Annotated in this window: 14 protein-coding genes; 5 read left to right on the plus strand and 9 right to left on the minus strand. The window is 70.4% G+C overall.

What is annotated here, in order from left to right; all coding sequences use genetic code 11:
* Nucleotides 1-58: 58 nt before the first annotated feature.
* The 3 genes from ACG04R_RS01600 to ACG04R_RS01610 all read left to right on the plus strand — a co-directional run bounded on the left by ACG04R_RS01600 (nucleotide 59) and on the right by ACG04R_RS01610 (nucleotide 3,695).
* Complete coding sequence (locus tag ACG04R_RS01600) at nucleotides 59-1,111, plus strand: sensor histidine kinase (protein WP_394405907.1); 1,053 nt, start codon at nucleotides 59-61, stop codon at nucleotides 1,109-1,111.
* Nucleotides 1,108-1,866 carry a LytR/AlgR family response regulator transcription factor gene (locus tag ACG04R_RS01605; RefSeq protein WP_394405909.1) on the plus strand — a complete coding sequence of 253 codons (759 nt, stop codon included), beginning with the start codon at nucleotides 1,108-1,110 and terminating at the stop codon, nucleotides 1,864-1,866. The genes ACG04R_RS01600 and ACG04R_RS01605 overlap by 4 nt, the downstream gene beginning before the upstream one ends.
* A gap of 107 nt (nucleotides 1,867-1,973) precedes the next feature.
* Nucleotides 1,974-3,695: a M14 family metallopeptidase gene (locus tag ACG04R_RS01610; protein WP_394405911.1), complete on the plus strand. Its 1,722-nt coding sequence runs from the start codon at nucleotides 1,974-1,976 to the stop codon at nucleotides 3,693-3,695.
* Nucleotides 3,696-3,744: 49 nt separating this feature from the next.
* Here the strand turns inward: ACG04R_RS01610 and ACG04R_RS01615 are convergent, their stop codons facing one another.
* Genes ACG04R_RS01615 through ACG04R_RS01635 form a run of 5 tightly spaced genes read right to left on the minus strand, consistent with a single transcriptional unit; the run spans nucleotide 3,745 to nucleotide 11,551 of the window.
* Nucleotides 3,745-4,413 carry an alpha/beta hydrolase family protein gene (locus ACG04R_RS01615; protein ID WP_394405913.1) on the minus strand — a complete coding sequence of 223 codons (669 nt, stop codon included), beginning with the start codon at nucleotides 4,411-4,413 and terminating at the stop codon, nucleotides 3,745-3,747.
* A gap of 37 nt (nucleotides 4,414-4,450) precedes the next feature.
* On the minus strand, nucleotides 4,451-5,164 hold the full coding sequence (locus ACG04R_RS01620; RefSeq protein ID WP_394405914.1) for a queuosine precursor transporter: 714 nt from the start codon (nucleotides 5,162-5,164) through the stop codon (nucleotides 4,451-4,453).
* A 28-nt stretch (nucleotides 5,165-5,192) separates the two neighbouring features.
* Complete coding sequence (locus ACG04R_RS01625) at nucleotides 5,193-8,501, minus strand: PAS domain S-box protein (RefSeq protein ID WP_394405916.1); 3,309 nt, start codon at nucleotides 8,499-8,501, stop codon at nucleotides 5,193-5,195.
* Nucleotides 8,502-8,503: 2 nt separating this feature from the next.
* Complete coding sequence (gene pyrF / locus ACG04R_RS01630; protein WP_394405918.1) at nucleotides 8,504-9,307, minus strand: orotidine-5'-phosphate decarboxylase; 804 nt, start codon at nucleotides 9,305-9,307, stop codon at nucleotides 8,504-8,506.
* 24 nt (nucleotides 9,308-9,331) lie between these two features.
* Nucleotides 9,332-11,551 carry a putative bifunctional diguanylate cyclase/phosphodiesterase gene (locus tag ACG04R_RS01635; RefSeq protein WP_394405920.1) on the minus strand — a complete coding sequence of 740 codons (2,220 nt, stop codon included), beginning with the start codon at nucleotides 11,549-11,551 and terminating at the stop codon, nucleotides 9,332-9,334.
* 84 nt (nucleotides 11,552-11,635) lie between these two features.
* On the opposite strand from ACG04R_RS01635, the gene ACG04R_RS01640 reads away from it, so the two are divergent.
* Complete coding sequence (locus tag ACG04R_RS01640) at nucleotides 11,636-12,145, plus strand: GNAT family N-acetyltransferase (RefSeq protein ID WP_394405922.1); 510 nt, start codon at nucleotides 11,636-11,638, stop codon at nucleotides 12,143-12,145.
* Here ACG04R_RS01640 and purB read toward each other — a convergent pair.
* The 3 genes from purB to ACG04R_RS01655 are packed head-to-tail and all read right to left on the minus strand — an operon-like array spanning nucleotide 12,142 to nucleotide 15,786.
* Nucleotides 12,142-13,518, minus strand: coding sequence for an adenylosuccinate lyase (gene purB, locus ACG04R_RS01645; RefSeq protein ID WP_394405924.1), 1,377 nt, complete (start codon nucleotides 13,516-13,518; stop codon nucleotides 12,142-12,144). The genes ACG04R_RS01640 and purB overlap by 4 nt on opposite strands.
* A 34-nt stretch (nucleotides 13,519-13,552) precedes the next feature.
* On the minus strand, nucleotides 13,553-14,602 hold the full coding sequence (locus tag ACG04R_RS01650) for a M48 family metallopeptidase (protein ID WP_394405926.1): 1,050 nt from the start codon (nucleotides 14,600-14,602) through the stop codon (nucleotides 13,553-13,555).
* Nucleotides 14,602-15,786, minus strand: a complete 1,185-nt coding sequence (locus ACG04R_RS01655; RefSeq protein ID WP_394405928.1) for a YjgN family protein — start codon at nucleotides 15,784-15,786, stop codon at nucleotides 14,602-14,604. Before ACG04R_RS01655 ends, ACG04R_RS01650 begins: the two co-directional genes overlap by 1 nt.
* 198 nt (nucleotides 15,787-15,984) lie before the next feature.
* Between ACG04R_RS01655 and ACG04R_RS01660 the strand changes: the two genes are divergently transcribed.
* Entirely contained in the window at nucleotides 15,985-16,608 is a 624-nt protein-coding gene (locus ACG04R_RS01660) for a glutathione S-transferase family protein (RefSeq protein ID WP_394405930.1), read from the plus strand.
* A gap of 124 nt (nucleotides 16,609-16,732) precedes the next feature.
* Here the strand turns inward: ACG04R_RS01660 and ACG04R_RS01665 are convergent, their stop codons facing one another.
* The gene (locus ACG04R_RS01665) at nucleotides 16,733-17,380 is read right to left on the minus strand and encodes a response regulator (RefSeq protein WP_394405932.1); all 648 of its coding nucleotides are present in this window, start codon (nucleotides 17,378-17,380) and stop codon (nucleotides 16,733-16,735) included.
* Between the last annotated feature and the right edge of the window lie 36 nt (nucleotides 17,381-17,416).

The raw sequence follows: 17,416 nt of genomic DNA on the forward strand, positions 1-17,416 counted from the left end.
CGACTGTTCGCCGCACGGAGGCCGGCGGCCTGACAGGCGCCGCCTAGACTCGCCCGCCATGCGCTCCTTCCTCAACAACCTGCACTGCGGCCAGTGGCTCTACCCCGGCCCACTGCGCGTGTTCACCCCCGCGGAGATGGCGCGGGCCGGCATGCAGCCGTGGCCGCGGGCGGTGGACAGCTACGTGGCCATCAACGTGCTGCTGCTGCTGCCCGTCATGGTGCTGACCCACGCCCGCGAGGACTGGCCCGGCCAGGCGCTGTCGTGGGGCGGGCTGGCTGCCATCGCCATCGCGTCGCTGGCCGTTGCGCGCGCGCTGTGGCGGCAGCCCACGCGGGTCCGGCTCAACCTGTGCTGCTACGGCGCCGCACTGCTGGTGGCGGGGGCCATCATCTTCATGGCCAAGAGCGGGCGGCGCGACTGGCTGGAAAGCCAGCACGCCTTCGCCGTGGCCAGCCTGACCGGCGTGCTGAGCGCCTGGTGGATGCTGACGATCTTCCGCGCACAGCAGATCGAATCCCGCCTGCGCGAGCTGGCCGAACAGGACGCCGCGCTGCGCCTGTCCACGCGCCTGGCCGCGGCACAGATCCAGCCGCACTTCCTGTTCAACACGCTGGCCTCGCTGCAGCACTGGGTGGAGACCGGCGACCCCCGCGCTGCGCCGCTGCTGCGCGACTTCACCGCCTATCTGCGCGCGACGCTGCCGATGTTCGAGCGCGAGCTGCAGCCGCTGGCCGACGAGATGGAGATGGTGCGGCGCTACCTGGCCATCATGCAGGCCCGGCTGGGCGCGCGGCTCGCCTTCGAGATCGACGTGCCGGCCGGCGTCGAGGCCCAGCTGCCACCTGGCGTCGTGCTGACGCTGGCCGAGAACGCCATCGCCCACGGCATCGAGCCGCAGCTCCAGGGCGGGCACATCGCCATCCACGCCCGCCACGACGGTACGCACCTCGTGCTGACGGTTCGCGACGACGGCCCCGGCCTCGCCACCGGCTGGGCCGAGGGCGTGGGCCTGTCCAACACGCGCCGCCGCCTGCGGCAGGCCTGCCCCACCGCCACGCTGACGCTGGCGGACGCCCATCCCGGCTGCATTGCCACGCTGACGCTATGACCTCCATCACCGCCCTCATCGCCGACGACGAGGAAGCGCCCCGCGAGCAGCTGCGAGCCGCGCTGGCCCGGCTGTGGCCCGAGCTGCACGTCGTCGCCGCCAGCACCAACGGCGCCGAAGCCTGGGACGACTGCCTCGAACACGAGCCCGCCATCGCCTTCCTCGACATCCGCATGCCCGGCCTCACGGGGCTGGAGGTGGCACGCCGGCTGTCGGCGCTGGCCGCGCCGCCGCTGATCGTGTTCGTGACGGCCTTCGACGACCATGCCCTCGCCGCTTTCGACGCCGGCGCGGTGGACTACGTGCTCAAGCCCGTCGACGACGAGCGTCTGGCCCAGTCGCTCACGCGACTGCGGGCCAGGCTCGCGCAGCCCACGCCCGACACGGCCGCGCTGCAGCGGCTGCTGGCCAGCCTGCCGCAGGCGAAGCCGAGCATGCGCCCCATCCAGGCCAGCGTGGGCCGCGAGGTGCAGCTGATCCCGCCCGAGGAGGTCGTCTACTTCGAGGCCGATGCGCGCTACACCCGCGTCGTCCACGAGGGCGGCGAGGCGCTGATCCGCACGCCGCTGCGCGAGCTGCTGACCCAGCTGGACCCGGACCAGTTCTGGCAGATCCACCGCAGCGTGCTCGTCAACAGCCGCTGCATCGCGCGGGCCATCCGCGTGGACGAAGGCACCATGGTCGTCACGCTGCGCGGTCGGGACGACAGGCTGCCGGTGTCGCGGCAGTTCCAGGGTCTCTTCAAGGGGCAGTAGGCCGACCGGCCCCGGGCAAACCCTGGGGTTGGCGTCTGGGCGAGTTCGGAGAATCCGCGCCACCGACAAGGCCCCGTTCGCGGGCCACACAAGCCAGAGAAGCCCCCATGCCCAGCGCCCTGCCCTCCCCACGCTTCGACCACTTCTACCGCTACGACGAGCTGACGGCGCTGCTTTTCGCCTACGCCGAGGCCCGCCCCAACCTCGTGTCGGTGCGGCCCATCGGCAAGAGCTACGAAGGCCGCGACATCTGGGTCGTCGTCGTCACGAACCTGGCCAGCGGCATGGACATCGACAAGCCGGCGATGTGGATCGACGGCAACATCCACGCCGCCGAGCTGACCGCGTCGACGACCTGCCTGTACTACCTGCACCAGGTGCTGAGCCTGCATGGCGGCACGTCGCCCGAGGCGCAGCAGATCAACCGCCTGCTGGACACGCGCACGCTCTACATCGTGCCGCGCCTGAACCCCGACGGCGCCGAGCTGGCGCTGGCCGACCGGCCGCGCCACATTCGCAGCTCCACGCGGCCCTACCCCTACACCGAGGAGCCGGTCGATGGCCTGACGGTGGAAGACATCGACGGCGACGGCCGCATCCTGACGATGCGCGTGCCCGACCCGCACGGCGGCTACAAGAAGCACCCCGCCGACCCGCGCCTGATGGTCGCGCGCGAGCCCGGCGAGCAGGGCGGCGAGTACTACCGCCTCATCCCCGAGGGCTTCATCAAGCAGCACGACGGCCTGACCGTGAAGGTCAACGGCGACCGCGAGGGGCTGGACCTGAACCGCAACTTCCCCGGCGAGTGGCGCCAGGAGTTCCAGCAGCAGGGCGCCGGCCCGTTCCCGACCAGCGAGCCCGAAGTGCGAGCGATGGTCGAGTTCATCACCAGCCACCCCAACATCGGCGCGGCCATCAGCTATCACACGCACAGCGGCGTCATCCTGCGCCCCTGCGGCACGCGCAGCGACAAGGACATGGCCACCGACGACCTGCGGCTGTTCCAGCAGTTCTCGGCCCTGGGCGAGAAGCACTCGGGCTACCCGGCCATCAGCATCTACGAGGACTTCCGCTACGACCCCAAGGACGTCATCAGCGGCACGCAGGACTGGGTCTACGAGCACCTGGGCGCGCTGTTCTGGGTGGTCGAGCTGTGGTCGCCCAAGAAGGAGGCCGGCGTCGCCGACGCGGGTGGCTGGATCGACTGGTACCGGGACCACCCCGTCGAGGACGACCTCAAGCTGCTGCGCTGGAGCGACGAGCACTGCGGCGGCCAGGCCCACGTGGCGTGGACGCCGTTCCAGCACCCGCAGCTCGGCGCCGTCGAGATCGGCGGCTGGGACAAGATGAACTACTGGCGCAACCCGCCGCCGGCCCTGCGCGAGCGCGAGGCCGCGCGCTTCCCCGCGTGGATGACGCAGATCGCGATGAGCCTGCCCAGGCTGGAGCTGATCCGCACCGAGGTGCGCGCGCTGGGCCCCGACATGTGGCGCGTGCGCCTGGCCGTGGCCAATGCCGGCTACCTGCCGGCCAGCGTCACGCAGCGCGCGCTGGAGCGCAAGACGGTGCGCGGCGTCATGTTCGAGCTGCACCTGCCCAGCGGCGACCCGGCCATCAGCCTCGTCAGCGGCAAGGAGCGGATGGAGGGCCCGCACCTCGACGGCCACGCGCCCAAGCAGAGCCAGCTGGCCTTCCTCGCCAACAAGCAGCCCACCGGCGACCGCGCGGTGGCCGAGTGGGTCGTGCGCGCGCCGGTAGGCACGCGGCTGGCGCTGAGCGCGAGCGCGGAGCGGGCGGGCGTGGTGCGGACCGAAGTCGTCCTGGATTGACGATCAGGCCGGCAGGCGGCCGCCTCTGCGGCGGGCGCCTCGGGAGGGCTTATCCCACCGGCCTTTCGTTCTCCTGCGCGGCGATCAAGGCCTCGCGCCACAGCCGCGCGGGGATGAAGGTGCGCAGCTGCTCCATCGCCTTGGCGATGAGCGCCGGGTGCAGGCCGTGGTCCAGGTGCGGCAACAGGTCGGCCGTCACGTCGGCACCCAGGTCGACAAGGGACTGCGCCGCGTCGACGACGTTGCGGTACGGATAGCGCTCGTCGGCCAGGCCGTGCAGCAGGTGCACGCAGACGTCCTGCGGCGCATGCTCGGGCCGCGACAGGTAGCCGCCGGCAAAGGCCAGCACGCGGCCGGCGAGTTCGGGCTCCGCCTGCAAGGCCTCCAGCGCCAGCAGCGCGCCGTCGCCCAGGCCGGCCAGCGCCACGCGCTGCCAGGGCAGGTCCAGCTTGGCGGCCTCGCGGCGCAGCCGGTCGATCAGGTGCGGCAGCGCCGCGGCCACGCCGTCGGGGCTGGGCTCGGCCTCCAGCCACCAGCGGCAGCGGCCTTCGGCGTCACGCAGCGGCGCGTGCAGCGTCAGCGTGGCGGCGTTGGGGTACTGGGCCTGCAGCGCGGCGGCCAACGGCGCCAGCGTGTCAGGGCCGTCGGGGGCCAGGCCGCTGTCGGGCAGCAGCGCAAACAGCAGGTCGGGCGCGGTCGCGTCGGGAGAGGAACTCATGGCGGCATTGTGAGCCGTCGCGGCGCGGCCAGGGCCTTCAGACCTTGATGCGGAACGGGTTGAAGTTGGTGCCGCGGTCGTAGAAGTCCACGCCCTCGGCACGCTTCAGGAAGCCGACCACCTTGGCCGTCACCGGATACATGACCGCTTCCCAGATCGTCTTGAAGAGGTACTGCGTGACGATGACGGCGAACAGCTGGTCGTTGGGCCAGATGCCGTAGAAGGCGATCAGGAAGAACACGCCCGTGTCGACCAACTGGCCCACGACGGTGGAGCCGACGATGCGGGCCCACAGGTACTTGCCCTGGGTGGCGATCTTCATCTTGGCCAGCACGAAGCTGTTGGCGAAGCTGCCGCAGGCGAAGGCGATCATGGAGCCGGCGACGATGCGCCAGGTGTTGCCGAACACGGCCTCCAGCTGCGGCTGGTAGACGGCCATGAAGTCGTTCTTGGCCGGCGGCAGGTGCACGACCACGAAGGCCATGAAGGCCGAGAACAGCAGCGCGCCGAAGCCCGCCCACACGACACGCCGGTCACGCCCGTAGCCATAGACCTCGGTCAGGATGTCGCCAAAGATGTAGCTGATCGGGAAGAAGAACAGGTCCGCGCCGAAGGTGACGGTGCCGATGACCGGCAGCGTCAGCTGCGCCGCCTTGGCCGCGCCGATGAGGTTGGAGCACAGCAGCACGCAGACGAAGGCCGCCATGATCAAGTCGTAGTACCTGAACTGGCGTGGCGTGTTGGCGTTCATCGGGCTCCTCCGGGTGAGGGCGGCATTGTCAACGCTTGGCCGTGAGGCGCAACAGCGTCTGATGAAGCTTGAGCGTGTCGATGGGCTTGGTCAGGAAGTCGTTCATGCCGGCCGCGAACGCGTCGTCGCGCTCGGAGACCAGTGCCGCCGCCGTCAACGCGACGATGGGCAGCTGCTCGGCGCTGAAGTGCTTGCGCAGCTCGCGCGTCGCGTCGTGGCCGCCCATGACGGGCATCTGCACGTCCATCAGCAGGATGTCGAAGGGCTTGCCGACGCTGGCGGCGGCATGCACGGCCTCGATGGCCTGGCGGCCGTCGCTGGCCTGGGCGACCTCCATGCCCCACTGCTCCAGCTGTGCGACGGCGATGAGCATGTTGACCGGGTGGTCCTCGGCGATGAGCACGCGGCGGCCGTGCAGGCCGTCGAGGGCGGCGCCAGGCGGGCGCGTCTCGCGCGGCTGGTGGGCCATGGGCGCGGGCGCGCCGGGCAGCGGCAGCTCGGCCCAGAACGTCGAACCCACGCCGACGGTACTGCGCACGCCGACCTCGCCGCCCATCAGCGAGGCCAGCTCGCGGCAGATGGACAGGCCCAGGCCCGTGCCGCCGAAGCGCCGCGTCGTCGATTCGTCCGCCTGCGTGAACGGCTGGAACAGGCGCTGCTGCTGCTCGGGCGCGATGCCGGCGCCGGTGTCGCTGACCTCGATGCGCACCCACTCGCCGGCGCTGCCGTGGCTGTTGCGGTTCAGCGCCTTCACGGTGACGGTGATGCCGCCATGGGCCGTGAACTTGAGCGCGTTGGTCAGGTAGTTGGACAGGATCTGGCGCGTGCGCAGCGGATCGCCGAAGACCCAGCCAGGCAGGCCCGGGTCGATCTCGACGGCAAACGTCAGGCCGCGCGCCTGCGCCAGCGTCAGGTAGGCCAGCCGGATGGAGGCCAGCAGTTCGCGCAGCGAGAACGGCTGGCTCTCCAGGGTCAGGCGGCCGGCCTCGATCTTGGAGAAGTCCAGGATGTCGGAGATCAGGCCCGAGAGGCTCTCGGCGCTGTCCATCATCTGGTTCAGGTAGTCGCGCCGCTGGGCCTCGGAGATGTCGGGCTGCTGGGCCAGCCGGCCCAGGCCGAGCAGGCCATTCAGCGGCGTGCGGATCTCGTGGCTGGTGTTGGCCAGGAAGGCGCTCTTGGCGCGGTTGGCGGCCTGGGCCTCGTCCTTGGCGTGGGCGAGCTGGTCCTCCACGCGGCGGCGCTCGGTGATGTCCTCGATGATCCAGATCGTGCCGCCGCGGCTGGGATGGGCAGGGTCCACGGCCTGGGCCAGCAGGCGGGCCAGGAAGGTGGTGCCGTCGCGGCGCCGCATCATGCGCTCGGCCTCGGCCTGCTGGCCTGCAGCGAGCGACGGGCCCAGGTCGCGGCCCACGGCCTGCCAGTCCTCCACGGTCGGCCAGACGACGCTGCCGTGCTGGCCGATCAGCGCGCCCCGCGGCCAGCCGAACATGGCCTCCACCCGCGGGTTGGCCAGCACGAACTGCTGCTCCCGCGTCAGTGCGATGCCGATGGACGCGTTCTCCAGGATGGCGCCGTGCACGAGGCGGGTGCGCTCGCTGTCGCTGATGTCGCGCCCGTACAGCACGAGGTAGTCCTGCCCGTCCAGCGCGAACGGCGCCACCGACACCAGCATGGACACCGTGCTGCCGTCCCTGCGGCGGAAGGCGATGGGCCGGTTGCTGGCCATGCCGTCGCGGCGGATGGCCTCGCGGATGGCTTCGCGGTCGGCGGGGTTCTGCCAGATGTTGATGTCGAGCGAGGTGCGCCCGATGACTTCGGCGCTGCTCCAGCCCATCAGCGACTCGAAGGCCTTGTTGACCATCGAGTAGCGGCCGCTCTCAGCCTCCGTCAGCGTGATGAGGTCGGGGCTGGTGGCCACGAGATGGGACAGCAGGCTCTCGCTGCGCCGCAGCGCGCCCTGCGCGCGGCTCTGCTCGGTCTGGTCGGTGAAGAAGGTCAGCGTGGCCGGGCCCGAGGCCGTCTCCACGCGCACGCTGGTCGCCTGCACGAGGCGGCGGCGGCGCGACAGCGTGCGCAGCCGGTATTCGGCCATCGGCTGCATCGCGCCGGGCGCCTGGCCCTCCAGGCGCGCAGCCTGCTGGCGCGCGGTCTCGTCGTCGCCAGGCTCGTAGTGGCTGAACAGGTCCTGGCCGATCATGCTGGAGCGCTGCGCGTAGCCGAACATGGCCATGGCGGCCGGGTTGGCATCGACGACGCGACCCCAGCGGTGCAGCACCAGCGGCGACGGCGAGCGGCGGAACAGTTCGCGGTAGCGCGTCTCGGTGGCGTGCACGGTCTGCTCGGCGGCGACCTCGTGCGTCACGTCGCGGCCCACGCCCCAGTAGCCGCGGAAATTGCCCTGCGCGTCGAAGCGCGGCTCGCCGCTGATCGACACCCAACGCGGGCTGCCGTCCTTGCCGACGCGCCGCGCCACCATGCCATGGAAGGCGCGGTGCGATTCGAGGTCGGCACGGTGAGCGTCGAGCTCGTCGTCGCTCAGGCCCATGCCGTCAATCTCCCACGGCGTCTTGCCCAGGCGCGCGCTCAGGTCCAGGCCCGACATGCCCGGCCGTTCCTCGGCCACATGGGTGAAACGGAACTCGCGGTCCATCTCCCAGTACCAGTCCACCGCCATGCCCAGCAGGCCGCGAAAGCGCGCGGTGCGCTCGTCCGCCTCGGCCAGCGAGCGCTTGACCATCTTCAGCAGGCCGATGCCGGCGATCAGCCCCGAGCCCAGCAGCGCCGCCTGCACGAAGACGCGCAGCAGCAGGCCGGAGGCCCCCATCGGGTGCGTCGCCCAGCCCCAGGCCTCTGCCAGCGCCATGCCGGCCAGTGCCAGGGCGGCCAGCGCCGTCAGCACGATGCCGGAGAACAGCCCCAGGAGCCCGGTGCCGAAGGCGACGATGAGGCTCATCAGCGGCAGGTTCAGCGACCACAGCCCCTGGTCGCGCGACACCGCGATGACGACCGGCAGCGCCAGCACCAGCACCATCAGCCCCAGCGACAGCAGCGGCCCCTCGCGGGAGCCCGGCGCACGGGCCATCAAGGTCAGCCGCAGCAGCGCCAGCACCGAGATCAGCAGCGCCAGCCCGGGCGGCAGCCAGCCCCCCTGCCACTCCTGCGCCTGGCGCGTGGCCCACAGCAAGCCCGACACCGGCACGAAGACGGGCCCGCAGGCCAGCAGGAACACGCGCGAGCCTTGCCAGCGCATGCTGCTGTGCAGACGCTCGCGCTGCTGCTCGGGCGGTTCGGCGTGGCCAACGAGGCTGCTGAGTTCTTCGCTGGCGCCGCGCGGCATGGTCAGGTGAGGCTGGTGCGGGTGGCTTCGGCCACCGCGCGGGCGCGCTGGGCGAAGTCGGCCCCGCTGCTCGCATAGAGGATGGCGCGCGAGGAATTGACCACCAGCGGTGCCGTGCGGCCGGCGGCCTGCACGACGGCCGCCGCGTCGCCGCCCTGGGCGCCGACGCCCGGCACCAGCAGCGGCAGCGTGGGCGCGAGTTCGCGCACGCGGGCGATCTCGGCCGGATAGGTGGCGCCCACGACCAGACCCAGCTGGCCGTTGCGGTTCCACTGCGACTCGGCCAGGTGGGCCAGGTGCTCGAACAGCCGCGGCTGACCCGGCACGTCGGCCAGGCGCTGCATCTGCCAGTCGTCGCCGCCCTTGTTGGACGTGCGGCACAGCAGGATGGCGCCCTTGCCCTCGTAGGCGAGGTAGGGCTCCACCGAGTCGAAGCCCATGAACGGCGACAGCGTCACCGCGTCGGCCTGGTAGCGCACGAAGGCCTCGCGCGCGTACTGCTCGGCCGTGGAGCCGATGTCGCCGCGCTTGGCGTCGAGGATGACGGGCACGCCGGGCGCCACGTCGTGGATGTGGGCGATCAGGCGCTCCAGCTGGTCTTCGGCGCGGTGGGCGGCGAAGTAGGCGATCTGCGGCTTGAACGCACAGACGAGGTCGTGCGTGGCGTCGACGATGGCGGCGCAGAAGTCGTAGATCTTGCTGGCGTCACCGGCCCAGGCGCCGGGCAGCTTGGACGGCTCGGGATCGAGGCCCACGCACAGGCGGGATTGCGGGGTGAGGGTGTGGAGCTGGGAGACGAAGGTCATGGGCAGCGATTGTCGATGCAGGCCTCAAACGGTCGCCAGCGCCCCGGCGCGCACGAACTCGACGAAGGCCTCCGCGGGCAGCGGCCGGCTGAACAGATAGCCCTGCACGGCCAGGCAGCCCTGGCGACGCAGGAAGGCCAGCTGGCCCTCGGTCTCGACGCCTTCGGCCAGCGTCTGCAGCCCCAATGCGCCGGCCATGCGGATGACGGCGTCGACGATGGCGCGGTCTTCCGCGTCGTCGGTCAGGTCGCGCACGAAGGACTGGTCGATCTTGAGCTTGCTGACGCGGAACTTCTTCAGGTAGCTCAGCGACGAGTAGCCGGTGCCGAAGTCATCGATGGACAGGCGCACGCCGCGCGCATGCAGCTCGTTCATGACGGTGATGGCGACAGCCGGGTTGTCCATCGCGGCTCCTTCGGTCAGCTCCAGCTCCAGCCGCTCGGCCGGCATGCCCAGCTCGCCCAGCACGCGCTCGACGAGTTGGGGCAGGTCGTCGTGGCGGAACTGCACGGCCGACAGGTTCACGGCCATCGACAGTTCGGGCAGGCCCGCGTCGTCCCAGCGGCGCAGCTGCGACAGCGCCTCGACCAGCACCCACTCGCCGATGGGCAGGATGAGGCCGGAACTCTCGGCGATGGGGATGAACTCCGCCGGCGACACCCAACCCAGCTCGGGGTGGTGCCAGCGCAGCAGCGCCTCGGCGCCGACGACACGGCTCTCGCCGTCGGCGTCCAGCGAGAACTGCGGCTGGTAGTGCAGGCTGAGCTGGCCGCGCTCCAGCGCCCGGCGCAGCGCGTTCTCCAGCAGCAGCGCGCGGGCCGACTGGGCCTGCATCTCGCTCGTGAAGAAGCGATAGGCGTTGCGGCCGTCACGCTTGGCGCGGTACATGGCCGCGTCGGCGCACTTGCACAGCGTGTCGAAGTCGTCGCCGTCGGTCGGGAACATCGCGATGCCCATCGACGGGGTGACGGTCAGCTCCTGCTGCTCGACCTGGAAGGGCGCGCTGGCCAGCGCCATCAGCTTGGTGGCGAGGTGGGCGGCGCCGGCCACGTCGGTCAGCGGCAGCACCAGCACGAACTCGTCGCCGCCGGTGCGGGCCACCGTGTCCTGCTCACGCACGGCGCCGCGCAGGCGTGCGGCAAGCTGGCTCAGCAGCGAGTCGCCAATGCGGTGGCCCAGCGAGTCGTTGACGTTCTTGAAGTGGTCCAGGTCCAGGAACAGCACGGCCAGCGGCTCGTCGCTGCGGCGGGCGATGTCGATGGCCTGGCTGGCGCGGTCGGCCAACAGGTGGCGGTTGGGCAGGCCGGTCAGGCCGTCGAACAGCGCCAGCCGCTCGGCGCGCGCCTCGGCGGCCTGCTGCTCGGCGACCTTGCGCTCCAGCGCCGCGACGGTTTCCTTGAGTTGCTGCGTGCGCTGCTCGACAAGCATCTCCAGCTGAGCCTTGGCCTGCTCCAGCGCCTGGGCGGCCAGCTTGCGGTCGGTGATGTCCTGCACGATCCAGATCGAACCGCGCGACAGGTCGGCGCTGTCGATGGCCTTGCTGCGGATTTCGCACCAGACCGGCGTGCCGTCCTTCTTGGCCAGCAGCATCTCGCCCTGGAAGGCCTCGCCGCGCGCCAGCGGTTCGTAGAGGATGTTGCCGGCCGCCTCGAAGTCGGCATCGCTGCGGTAGACGATGCGGGCCAGCTGGCCGTCCATTTCGCCGGGATCGAAGCCGAACAGCTGTTCCAGCGCCCGGTTGCAGCGCGTCACGCGGCGCCGGCGCAGGTAGAGGATGCCGACCATCGCGTGGTCGAAGATGAGCTGCTGCTCGGCGTGCAGGTCGGCCAGCGCGGCGTCGGCGAGGCGGCGCTCGTGAATGTCGTCGACGATCCAGATTGAGCCGTCGGCCGGGTCGGCGGGGTTGATGAGACGTCCGGTCAGATGGGCCCAGAACTGCTCGCCGCTCTGGCGCCGCATCAGCTGCTCGACGCGGAAGGTCTCGCCGGCGGCCAGCACCGGGTAGGCGCGGCGGCCCAGGCTGCGGGCGGCGGCCTCGCTCTCGTACAGCTCCACGCTGCTGCGGCCGACGGCGGCCTCCGGGCTGGCGAAGCCGTAGATCTCGGCGTAGCGCTGGTTGCAGCGCACCAGCGTCTTGGCCTTCACGAAGACCACGCCCACGCCCGCGTTGGCCAGGATGACGTCCAGCTCCCGCAGCGCCTGGCTGAGGGCGGGGTTGTCGCTGGGATCTGGCACGAGGCTCATGAAGGGCGAGACGTTGAAGCGAGGGGGCGAAGGTCTGGCGGGCGGCGGAGTATCTAGGGAACGAACCGGCTATTGTCTGGGTCCATGCACATCCTGGACACCCAACGCCTGTCGCTGCGTGAATTCACACCGCTGGACGCGCCCTTCCTGCTCGAGCTGCTCAACGAGCCGGGCTGGATTCGCAACATCAGCAACCCCGGCGTGCGCACGCCGGACGACGCGCTGGCCTGGGCCGAGGGCCGGCTCTTCAAGGTCTACCGTGAACTGGGTCACGGCTTCTGGGCCGTGCAGCGGCGCAGCGACGGCGAGCTGGTCGGCATGTGCGGCCTGTTCAAGCGGCCCGCGCTGCCGGAGCCCGACCTGGGCTACGCGCTGCTGGCCCGGCACGAGGGTCACGGCTACGCGCTGGAGGCCGCGCGCGGCTGCGTGGCGCTCGCTCGCGAGCGCTTCGGCTGGCCGGTGCTGATGGCCATCACGGCCGTCGACAACCCGGCAAGCGTCGCGCTGCTGGCCAGGCTGGGCTTCGTCGAGCAGGGCCAGAAACAACTCGAGGGCTACAGCGAGCCCTCGAGAGTGTTCAGCTTGAAGCTTTAGACCTTTTTGGCGAGGTCCGCTGCCAGACCCGTGTAGGAGCCCGGCGTCATCTTCAACAGCCGCGCCTTCTCGGCCTTGGGCAGGTCCAGGCCCTCGATGAAGGCGCGGATGGATTCCTGCGTGATGGCCTTGCCGCGCGTCAGTTCCTTGAGTTGCTCGTAGGGGTTGGGCAGGCCGAAGCGGCGCATGACGGTCTGGATGGGCTCGGCCAGCACTTCCCAGGCGGCGTCGAGGTCGTCAGCCAGCGCGGCTTCGTTGACCTCCAGCTTGCCCAGGCCCTTGGCCAGCGAGTCGTAGCCCAGCAGCGCGTAGCCCAGACCCACGCCCATGTTGCGCAGCACGGTGGAGTCGGTCAGGTCGCGCTGCCAGCGGCTCACCGGCAGCTTCTGGCTCAGGTGCGTCAGCACGGCGCTGGCCAGGCCGAAGTTGCCCTCGGCGTTCTCGAAGTCGATCGGGTTGACCTTGTGCGGCATCGTCGAGCTGCCGATCTCGCCGGCCTTGGTCTTCTGCTTGAAGTAGCCCAGCGAGATGTAGCCCCACACGTCGCGCGACCAGTCGATCAGGATGGTGTTGGCGCGCGTGAACGCGTCGAACAGCTCGGCCATGTAGTCGTGCGGCTCGATCTGGATGGTGTACGGGTTGAAAGTGAGCTTGAGCTGCTTCTCGATGACGTGCTTGGAGAAGGCTTCCCAGTCATGCCGGGGCCAGGCCGACAGGTGGGCGTTGAAGTTGCCGACCGCGCCGTTCATCTTGGCCAGCGGCTTGACGGCGGCGATGCGCGCACGGGCGTTGACCAGGCGGGCCACGACGTTGGCGATCTCCTTGCCCACGGTCGTCGGGCTGGCCGTCTGGCCGTGCGTGCGGGAGAGCATCGGCGTGGCGGCGAACTGGTGCGCCATCTTGCGCAGCGTGGCGACGATGCCGTCCAGCGCCGGCAGCATCACTTCATCGCGCGCGGCCTTCAGCATCAGCGCGTGGCTGGTGTTGTTGATGTCCTCGCTGGTGCAGGCGAAGTGCACGAACTCACTGGCGGCGAGCAGCTCGGGCTGGCCCTCGAAGCTGCGCTTGATCCAGTACTCCACGGCCTTCACGTCGTGGTTGGTCGTGCGCTCGATGGCCTTGATCTCCTCGGCATCGGCCTCGCTGAACTTCTTGACGAGGCGACGCAGGCGCGAGCGGGCGCTGCTGGACAGCGGCTTGAACTCCTTGAAGCCGGCGTCGCTCAGCGCGATGAACCACTCCACCTCCACCTGCACGCGGCGGTGCATCAGGCCGAACTCGGACAGCAGCGGGCGCAACGCGGCGACCTTGGCGGCGTAGCGGCCGTCCAGCGGCGAGAGGGCGCTGATGGCGGAGTAGTCGGAGGTGGTCATGGCGGGCCGGGCAGATCGTGGAAAACCCGCGATTCTAGTTTTTGGGGGCTGCCGCGGCTTCTTGCTTGAAAAAGGCAATCCGCTCGGCGTCGGCAGGGTGGGTGCTGAAGGCGATGGCCAGCGGGTTGCTGCCCACGGTGGCCGCGTGCTTCTGCGCCAGGCGCTCGAAGAACACCGCCATGCGCGACGCGTCCACGCCGCCGGCGCGGGCCAGCGTGCGGCCGTAGAGGTCGGCCTGTCGCTCGTTGTCGCGCGAATAGGCATTGCTCGCCAGCACGGCCGGCGCGGCGGCCAGCAGCGACGAGAAGTCGCCCACGATGACCGAGGCGACGATGCCGACCGCACCCGCATGCATCAGCATGCGCAAGCCGTGGCGGTGCTGCACATGGCCCAGCTCGTGGGCCAGCACGGTCAGCACCACGTCGGGCTCATCGTCCAGCAGCTTCAGCAGTTCGTCGGTGACGACGATGTCGCCGCCCGGCAGCGCGAAGGCATTGGCCCCAAGCGCCTTGCCGCCGTCGCGGAAGTGGATCTCGAAGTACGGCGGCACCACAGGCCCGCCGTTCGCGCGTGCCCTGGCGATGACGGCCGTCCAGCGCGTGCGCCAGGCCTGCTGCTGCGTGGCATCGAGGCGGCTGGGCTGGAGCCAGTCGCGGTCCAGCCCGGCCAGCAACTGCTGGCTGATGGCGTGCTCGGCGGACACGGGCAGCGCATCGACCGCCCGGTCCACCGCCCAGGGCAGGCCCCAGCGGTAGGCCGCAGCCAGGCCGGCGACGAGCAGCACCAGCGACAGCGACGCCAGCCGCCAGCTCTGCTGCCAACGCACGACGACGCTGTCGCCACGGCCCGACGCCAGCGCCCAGCCGTCGAAGGCCGCCGCATCGGCGAAGCTCAGCAGGCCGCCGCCCGGCAGCAGGATCTGCCGCTGGCCGTGGCGCTGGCGCTCGGGCCAGGTCACGCCGCGCAGCGGCGCGCTGTGGCCGCCGAAGTGCAGCGTCGCACCATCGCACCAGACCTCCACCGGCCGCGCGCGGGCGCTGCGGCCGTCGAACCAGTCCGCCGTCAGGCGGGGCGCCTCTGCCATCAAAGCCCCATGTCGATGCCGAAGAAGTCGCCGGCGATGTCGCCCGTCGCGTCGGCATGGCCGGCCTGGACGGCGGCAACCCAGTCGGCCGGGTCTTCCTGGCTGGTGATCGTCACGGCCTCCAGCCGCAGCTTCGCCGTCGCGACCGCGGCGAAGGGGCGGTACAGGCTCAGCGTCAGCGCGGTCAGCAGCCAGTTCTTCAACGTCAGGCCGAACAGCGAACGGAACTTCAGCGTGCTCCTGAAGCTCAGCGCCTCGCTGCGCGTGCCGTTCCACGCCAGGTTCTGCATGCGCGCGGCGCCGTAGGGCATGACGACGACGAACATCAGCAGGTAGCAGATCGACATGGCCACCATCACAAGCATGGTGCCAACGGCGGCACCGCCATCGCCCAGGCCGTACGCCACACCGAGGATCACCGCCGCGAACACGCCGGCCACGAACATCGGCAGCATGGCCACGCCCCAGGTCTTCAGGCCCAGCAGGTAGACCGTGGCGACCGACAGCTTGACGCGACTGCGCTGGCCGGCAATGCCGTAGCCGTTGTGCTGGTAGCGCTTGAACAGCGTCAGCGACCACGGCGCGAACACGAACAGGCACAGCGATGCGAGGCTGTACAGCATCAGGGCCGGCGTCATGCCGCCGGCGGCCTTCATCGCCTCGGGGTCCAGCCCGCGCGCGCTGGCGACGAGGATGAGGGCCGGCACGTAGCTGGGGACGCAGGCCAGGTAGGCCCCCTTCAGCGGCCCCTCGAAGCGCATGCGCAGGCCGCGCCAGCTGGTGTTGCCGAGGCGGAACTGCAGCGAGGCCCGCCATAGCGCCGGCCAGACGAGGCACAGGATCAGGAAGGCGACGACGGCCGCCACGGCCGACACCTTGCCGGCGATGCTGTAGGCGCCCATCAGCACGACCAGCAGCACGAAGCCGCGGAACATCTTCCACGGGTCGCCGTGGAAGCTCAGCGCCTGACCGTCGACCAGCGTGTTGGCGTAGAAGTAGCGGATGCGCCGTGCCTTGGCGAACGGCAGGTACAGGCCCAGCGTGACGAGGATGAGCAGCAGATTGACCGCCCAGATGCGGAAGTACTCGCTGCCCGAGCCCGTGAAGCGGATTTCGAGGACACGCGGAACAGCGACGGGCAACGGCGAAGACGCCGCGTCAGAGGCGGCGTTGAGGTCGGACATGGAATCTCCCTGGTGAACACGCCACCGTCTGCTGCAGTGGGCCGGGCGACACTTTGGGGGCGCCACGCAGGGCTGGCAACCCCTTTTTCCCAGGGCCTGTCGGGCCATGCCGACAGGCCTTTTTCACGGGCAGATCGTCAAGGGCCGCTGGCTAGAATCGTTTCGACTTGTGACCCCCGTGTTTGCCCTATGACTGCGATGAAGTTGATCGGTTCGCTCGCCAGCCCTTATGTGCGCAAGGTACGCATCGTGATGGCCGAGAAGAAGCTCGACTACCAGTTGGTGCTCGAAGACGTCTGGGGCAGCGACGCCATCCTGAAGATGAACCCGCTGGGCAAGGTGCCCTGCCTGGTCATGGAAGGGCAGGACTCGATCACCGGCGCGGTCTTCGACTCGCGCGTCATCGTCGAATACGTGGACACGCTGTCGCCGGTCGGCAAGCTCATCCCCGACCGCGGCCGCGAGCGCTGCGAGGTGCGCACCTGGGAGGCGCTGGCCGACGGCGTCATGGACGCCGGCGTCCTCGTGCGCCTGGAGCGCACCTGGGTGCACCGCCCGGACGAACAGCGCAGCCCCGCGTGGATCGACCGCCAGCTGGTCAAGGTCAATGCCGGCCTGGCAGCGATGAGCCAGGGCCTGGGCGACAAGGCCTGGTGCTCGGGCAACCATTTCTCGCTGGCCGACATCTCGGTCGGCTGCGCGCTGGGCTGGCTGGAGTTCCGCTTCCCGGAGATCAACTGGCGCGAGGACTACCCCAACCTGGCGCGTCACATGGACAAGCTGTCGCAGCGCCAGAGCTTCGCGGACACGATCCCCGCCTGATCCATCTGAGGGCTGCAGCCGCCGTCGCGAGCGGCCTCAGGGTGGGTCGAGCAGCACAGCCGTACACCCGTACGGCGAGCAGCGCAGGCCCGCCATGTGGCCGCGCAGCAGGCGGATGCGGCCCTCAGGCGATCAGCAGTTCGCGTGAGCGCACATGCAGCAGGCGCACCAGGCGCCAGATGCGGGCTTCGATCTCGGCGATGCCCAGCTTCCACAGCGACGCGATCTCGGCCAGCAGCAGGCCCTGCGCCAGCAGCGTCAGCAGGTGGCGGCTGGACTGGTCGATCTGACGGCCGGCGGGCGTGGTGTCCAGCGCCGCGGCCCCCTGGCAGGCCATCGCCAGCGGGCTGCGCTCGATGCCGAAGGCGGCCAGCGCCTGGCGGGCCAGTTGCGGGCTGAGCATGGCGCGCCGGTCGTGCAGCCGCGTCAGCGCCTCGACGAGGCCGGCGCCGCTGCCGTCATCCACGTGATACGCGTTGGCACCGGCGCTCAGCGCGGCGAAGAGTTGCAGATCGTCGGCCGTAGGCGTCAGCAGCAGCAGCTGCGGCCGCACCGGCAGGCGGCCCAGCTCGGCCGCGACGCGCATCGCATGGCTGTCCACCAGGCGCAGGTCGCTGGCGACGATGTCGGGCGCGAGCGAGGCGATCTCCCCCAGCGCATCCGTCAGGTTGCTCAGGCTGCCGGCCAGTTCGATATCGCGCGCCTGCAGCAGTTGCGAGCGCGTGCGCTGCAAGGTGGGCTCGCTGAGGCGGAGGAGGTAGACGGTTGGCATGGCGGCGGTAACAGCGCCGCGCATTGTGCGCCCCAA

This window comes from Pelomonas candidula (assembly GCF_043555985.1).
Classification (GTDB): Bacteria; Pseudomonadota; Gammaproteobacteria; order Burkholderiales; family Burkholderiaceae_C; genus Pelomonas; species Pelomonas candidula.

What these genes read in the sequence shown, in the direction of transcription:
- ACG04R_RS01655 (WP_394405928.1), bottom strand. Translation starts at nt 15,786, where the DNA reads ATGTCCGACCTCAACGCCGCCTCTGACGCGGCGTCTTCGCCGTTGCCC.
- ACG04R_RS01620 (WP_394405914.1), bottom strand. Translation starts at nt 5,164, where the DNA reads ATGAACGCCAACACGCCACGCCAGTTCAGGTACTACGACTTGATCATG.
- ACG04R_RS01635 (WP_394405920.1), bottom strand. Translation starts at nt 11,551, where the DNA reads ATGAGCCTCGTGCCAGATCCCAGCGACAACCCCGCCCTCAGCCAGGCG.
- pyrF (WP_394405918.1), bottom strand. Translation starts at nt 9,307, where the DNA reads ATGACCTTCGTCTCCCAGCTCCACACCCTCACCCCGCAATCCCGCCTG.
- ACG04R_RS01650 (WP_394405926.1), bottom strand. Translation starts at nt 14,602, where the DNA reads ATGGCAGAGGCGCCCCGCCTGACGGCGGACTGGTTCGACGGCCGCAGC.
- ACG04R_RS01615 (WP_394405913.1), bottom strand. Translation starts at nt 4,413, where the DNA reads ATGAGTTCCTCTCCCGACGCGACCGCGCCCGACCTGCTGTTTGCGCTG.
- ACG04R_RS01660 (WP_394405930.1), top strand. Translation starts at nt 15,985, where the DNA reads ATGAAGTTGATCGGTTCGCTCGCCAGCCCTTATGTGCGCAAGGTACGC.
- ACG04R_RS01605 (WP_394405909.1), top strand. Translation starts at nt 1,108, where the DNA reads ATGACCTCCATCACCGCCCTCATCGCCGACGACGAGGAAGCGCCCCGC.
- ACG04R_RS01610 (WP_394405911.1), top strand. Translation starts at nt 1,974, where the DNA reads ATGCCCAGCGCCCTGCCCTCCCCACGCTTCGACCACTTCTACCGCTAC.
- ACG04R_RS01625 (WP_394405916.1), bottom strand. Translation starts at nt 8,501, where the DNA reads ATGCCGCGCGGCGCCAGCGAAGAACTCAGCAGCCTCGTTGGCCACGCC.
- ACG04R_RS01665 (WP_394405932.1), bottom strand. Translation starts at nt 17,380, where the DNA reads ATGCCAACCGTCTACCTCCTCCGCCTCAGCGAGCCCACCTTGCAGCGC.
- ACG04R_RS01600 (WP_394405907.1), top strand. Translation starts at nt 59, where the DNA reads ATGCGCTCCTTCCTCAACAACCTGCACTGCGGCCAGTGGCTCTACCCC.
- purB (WP_394405924.1), bottom strand. Translation starts at nt 13,518, where the DNA reads ATGACCACCTCCGACTACTCCGCCATCAGCGCCCTCTCGCCGCTGGAC.
- ACG04R_RS01640 (WP_394405922.1), top strand. Translation starts at nt 11,636, where the DNA reads ATGCACATCCTGGACACCCAACGCCTGTCGCTGCGTGAATTCACACCG.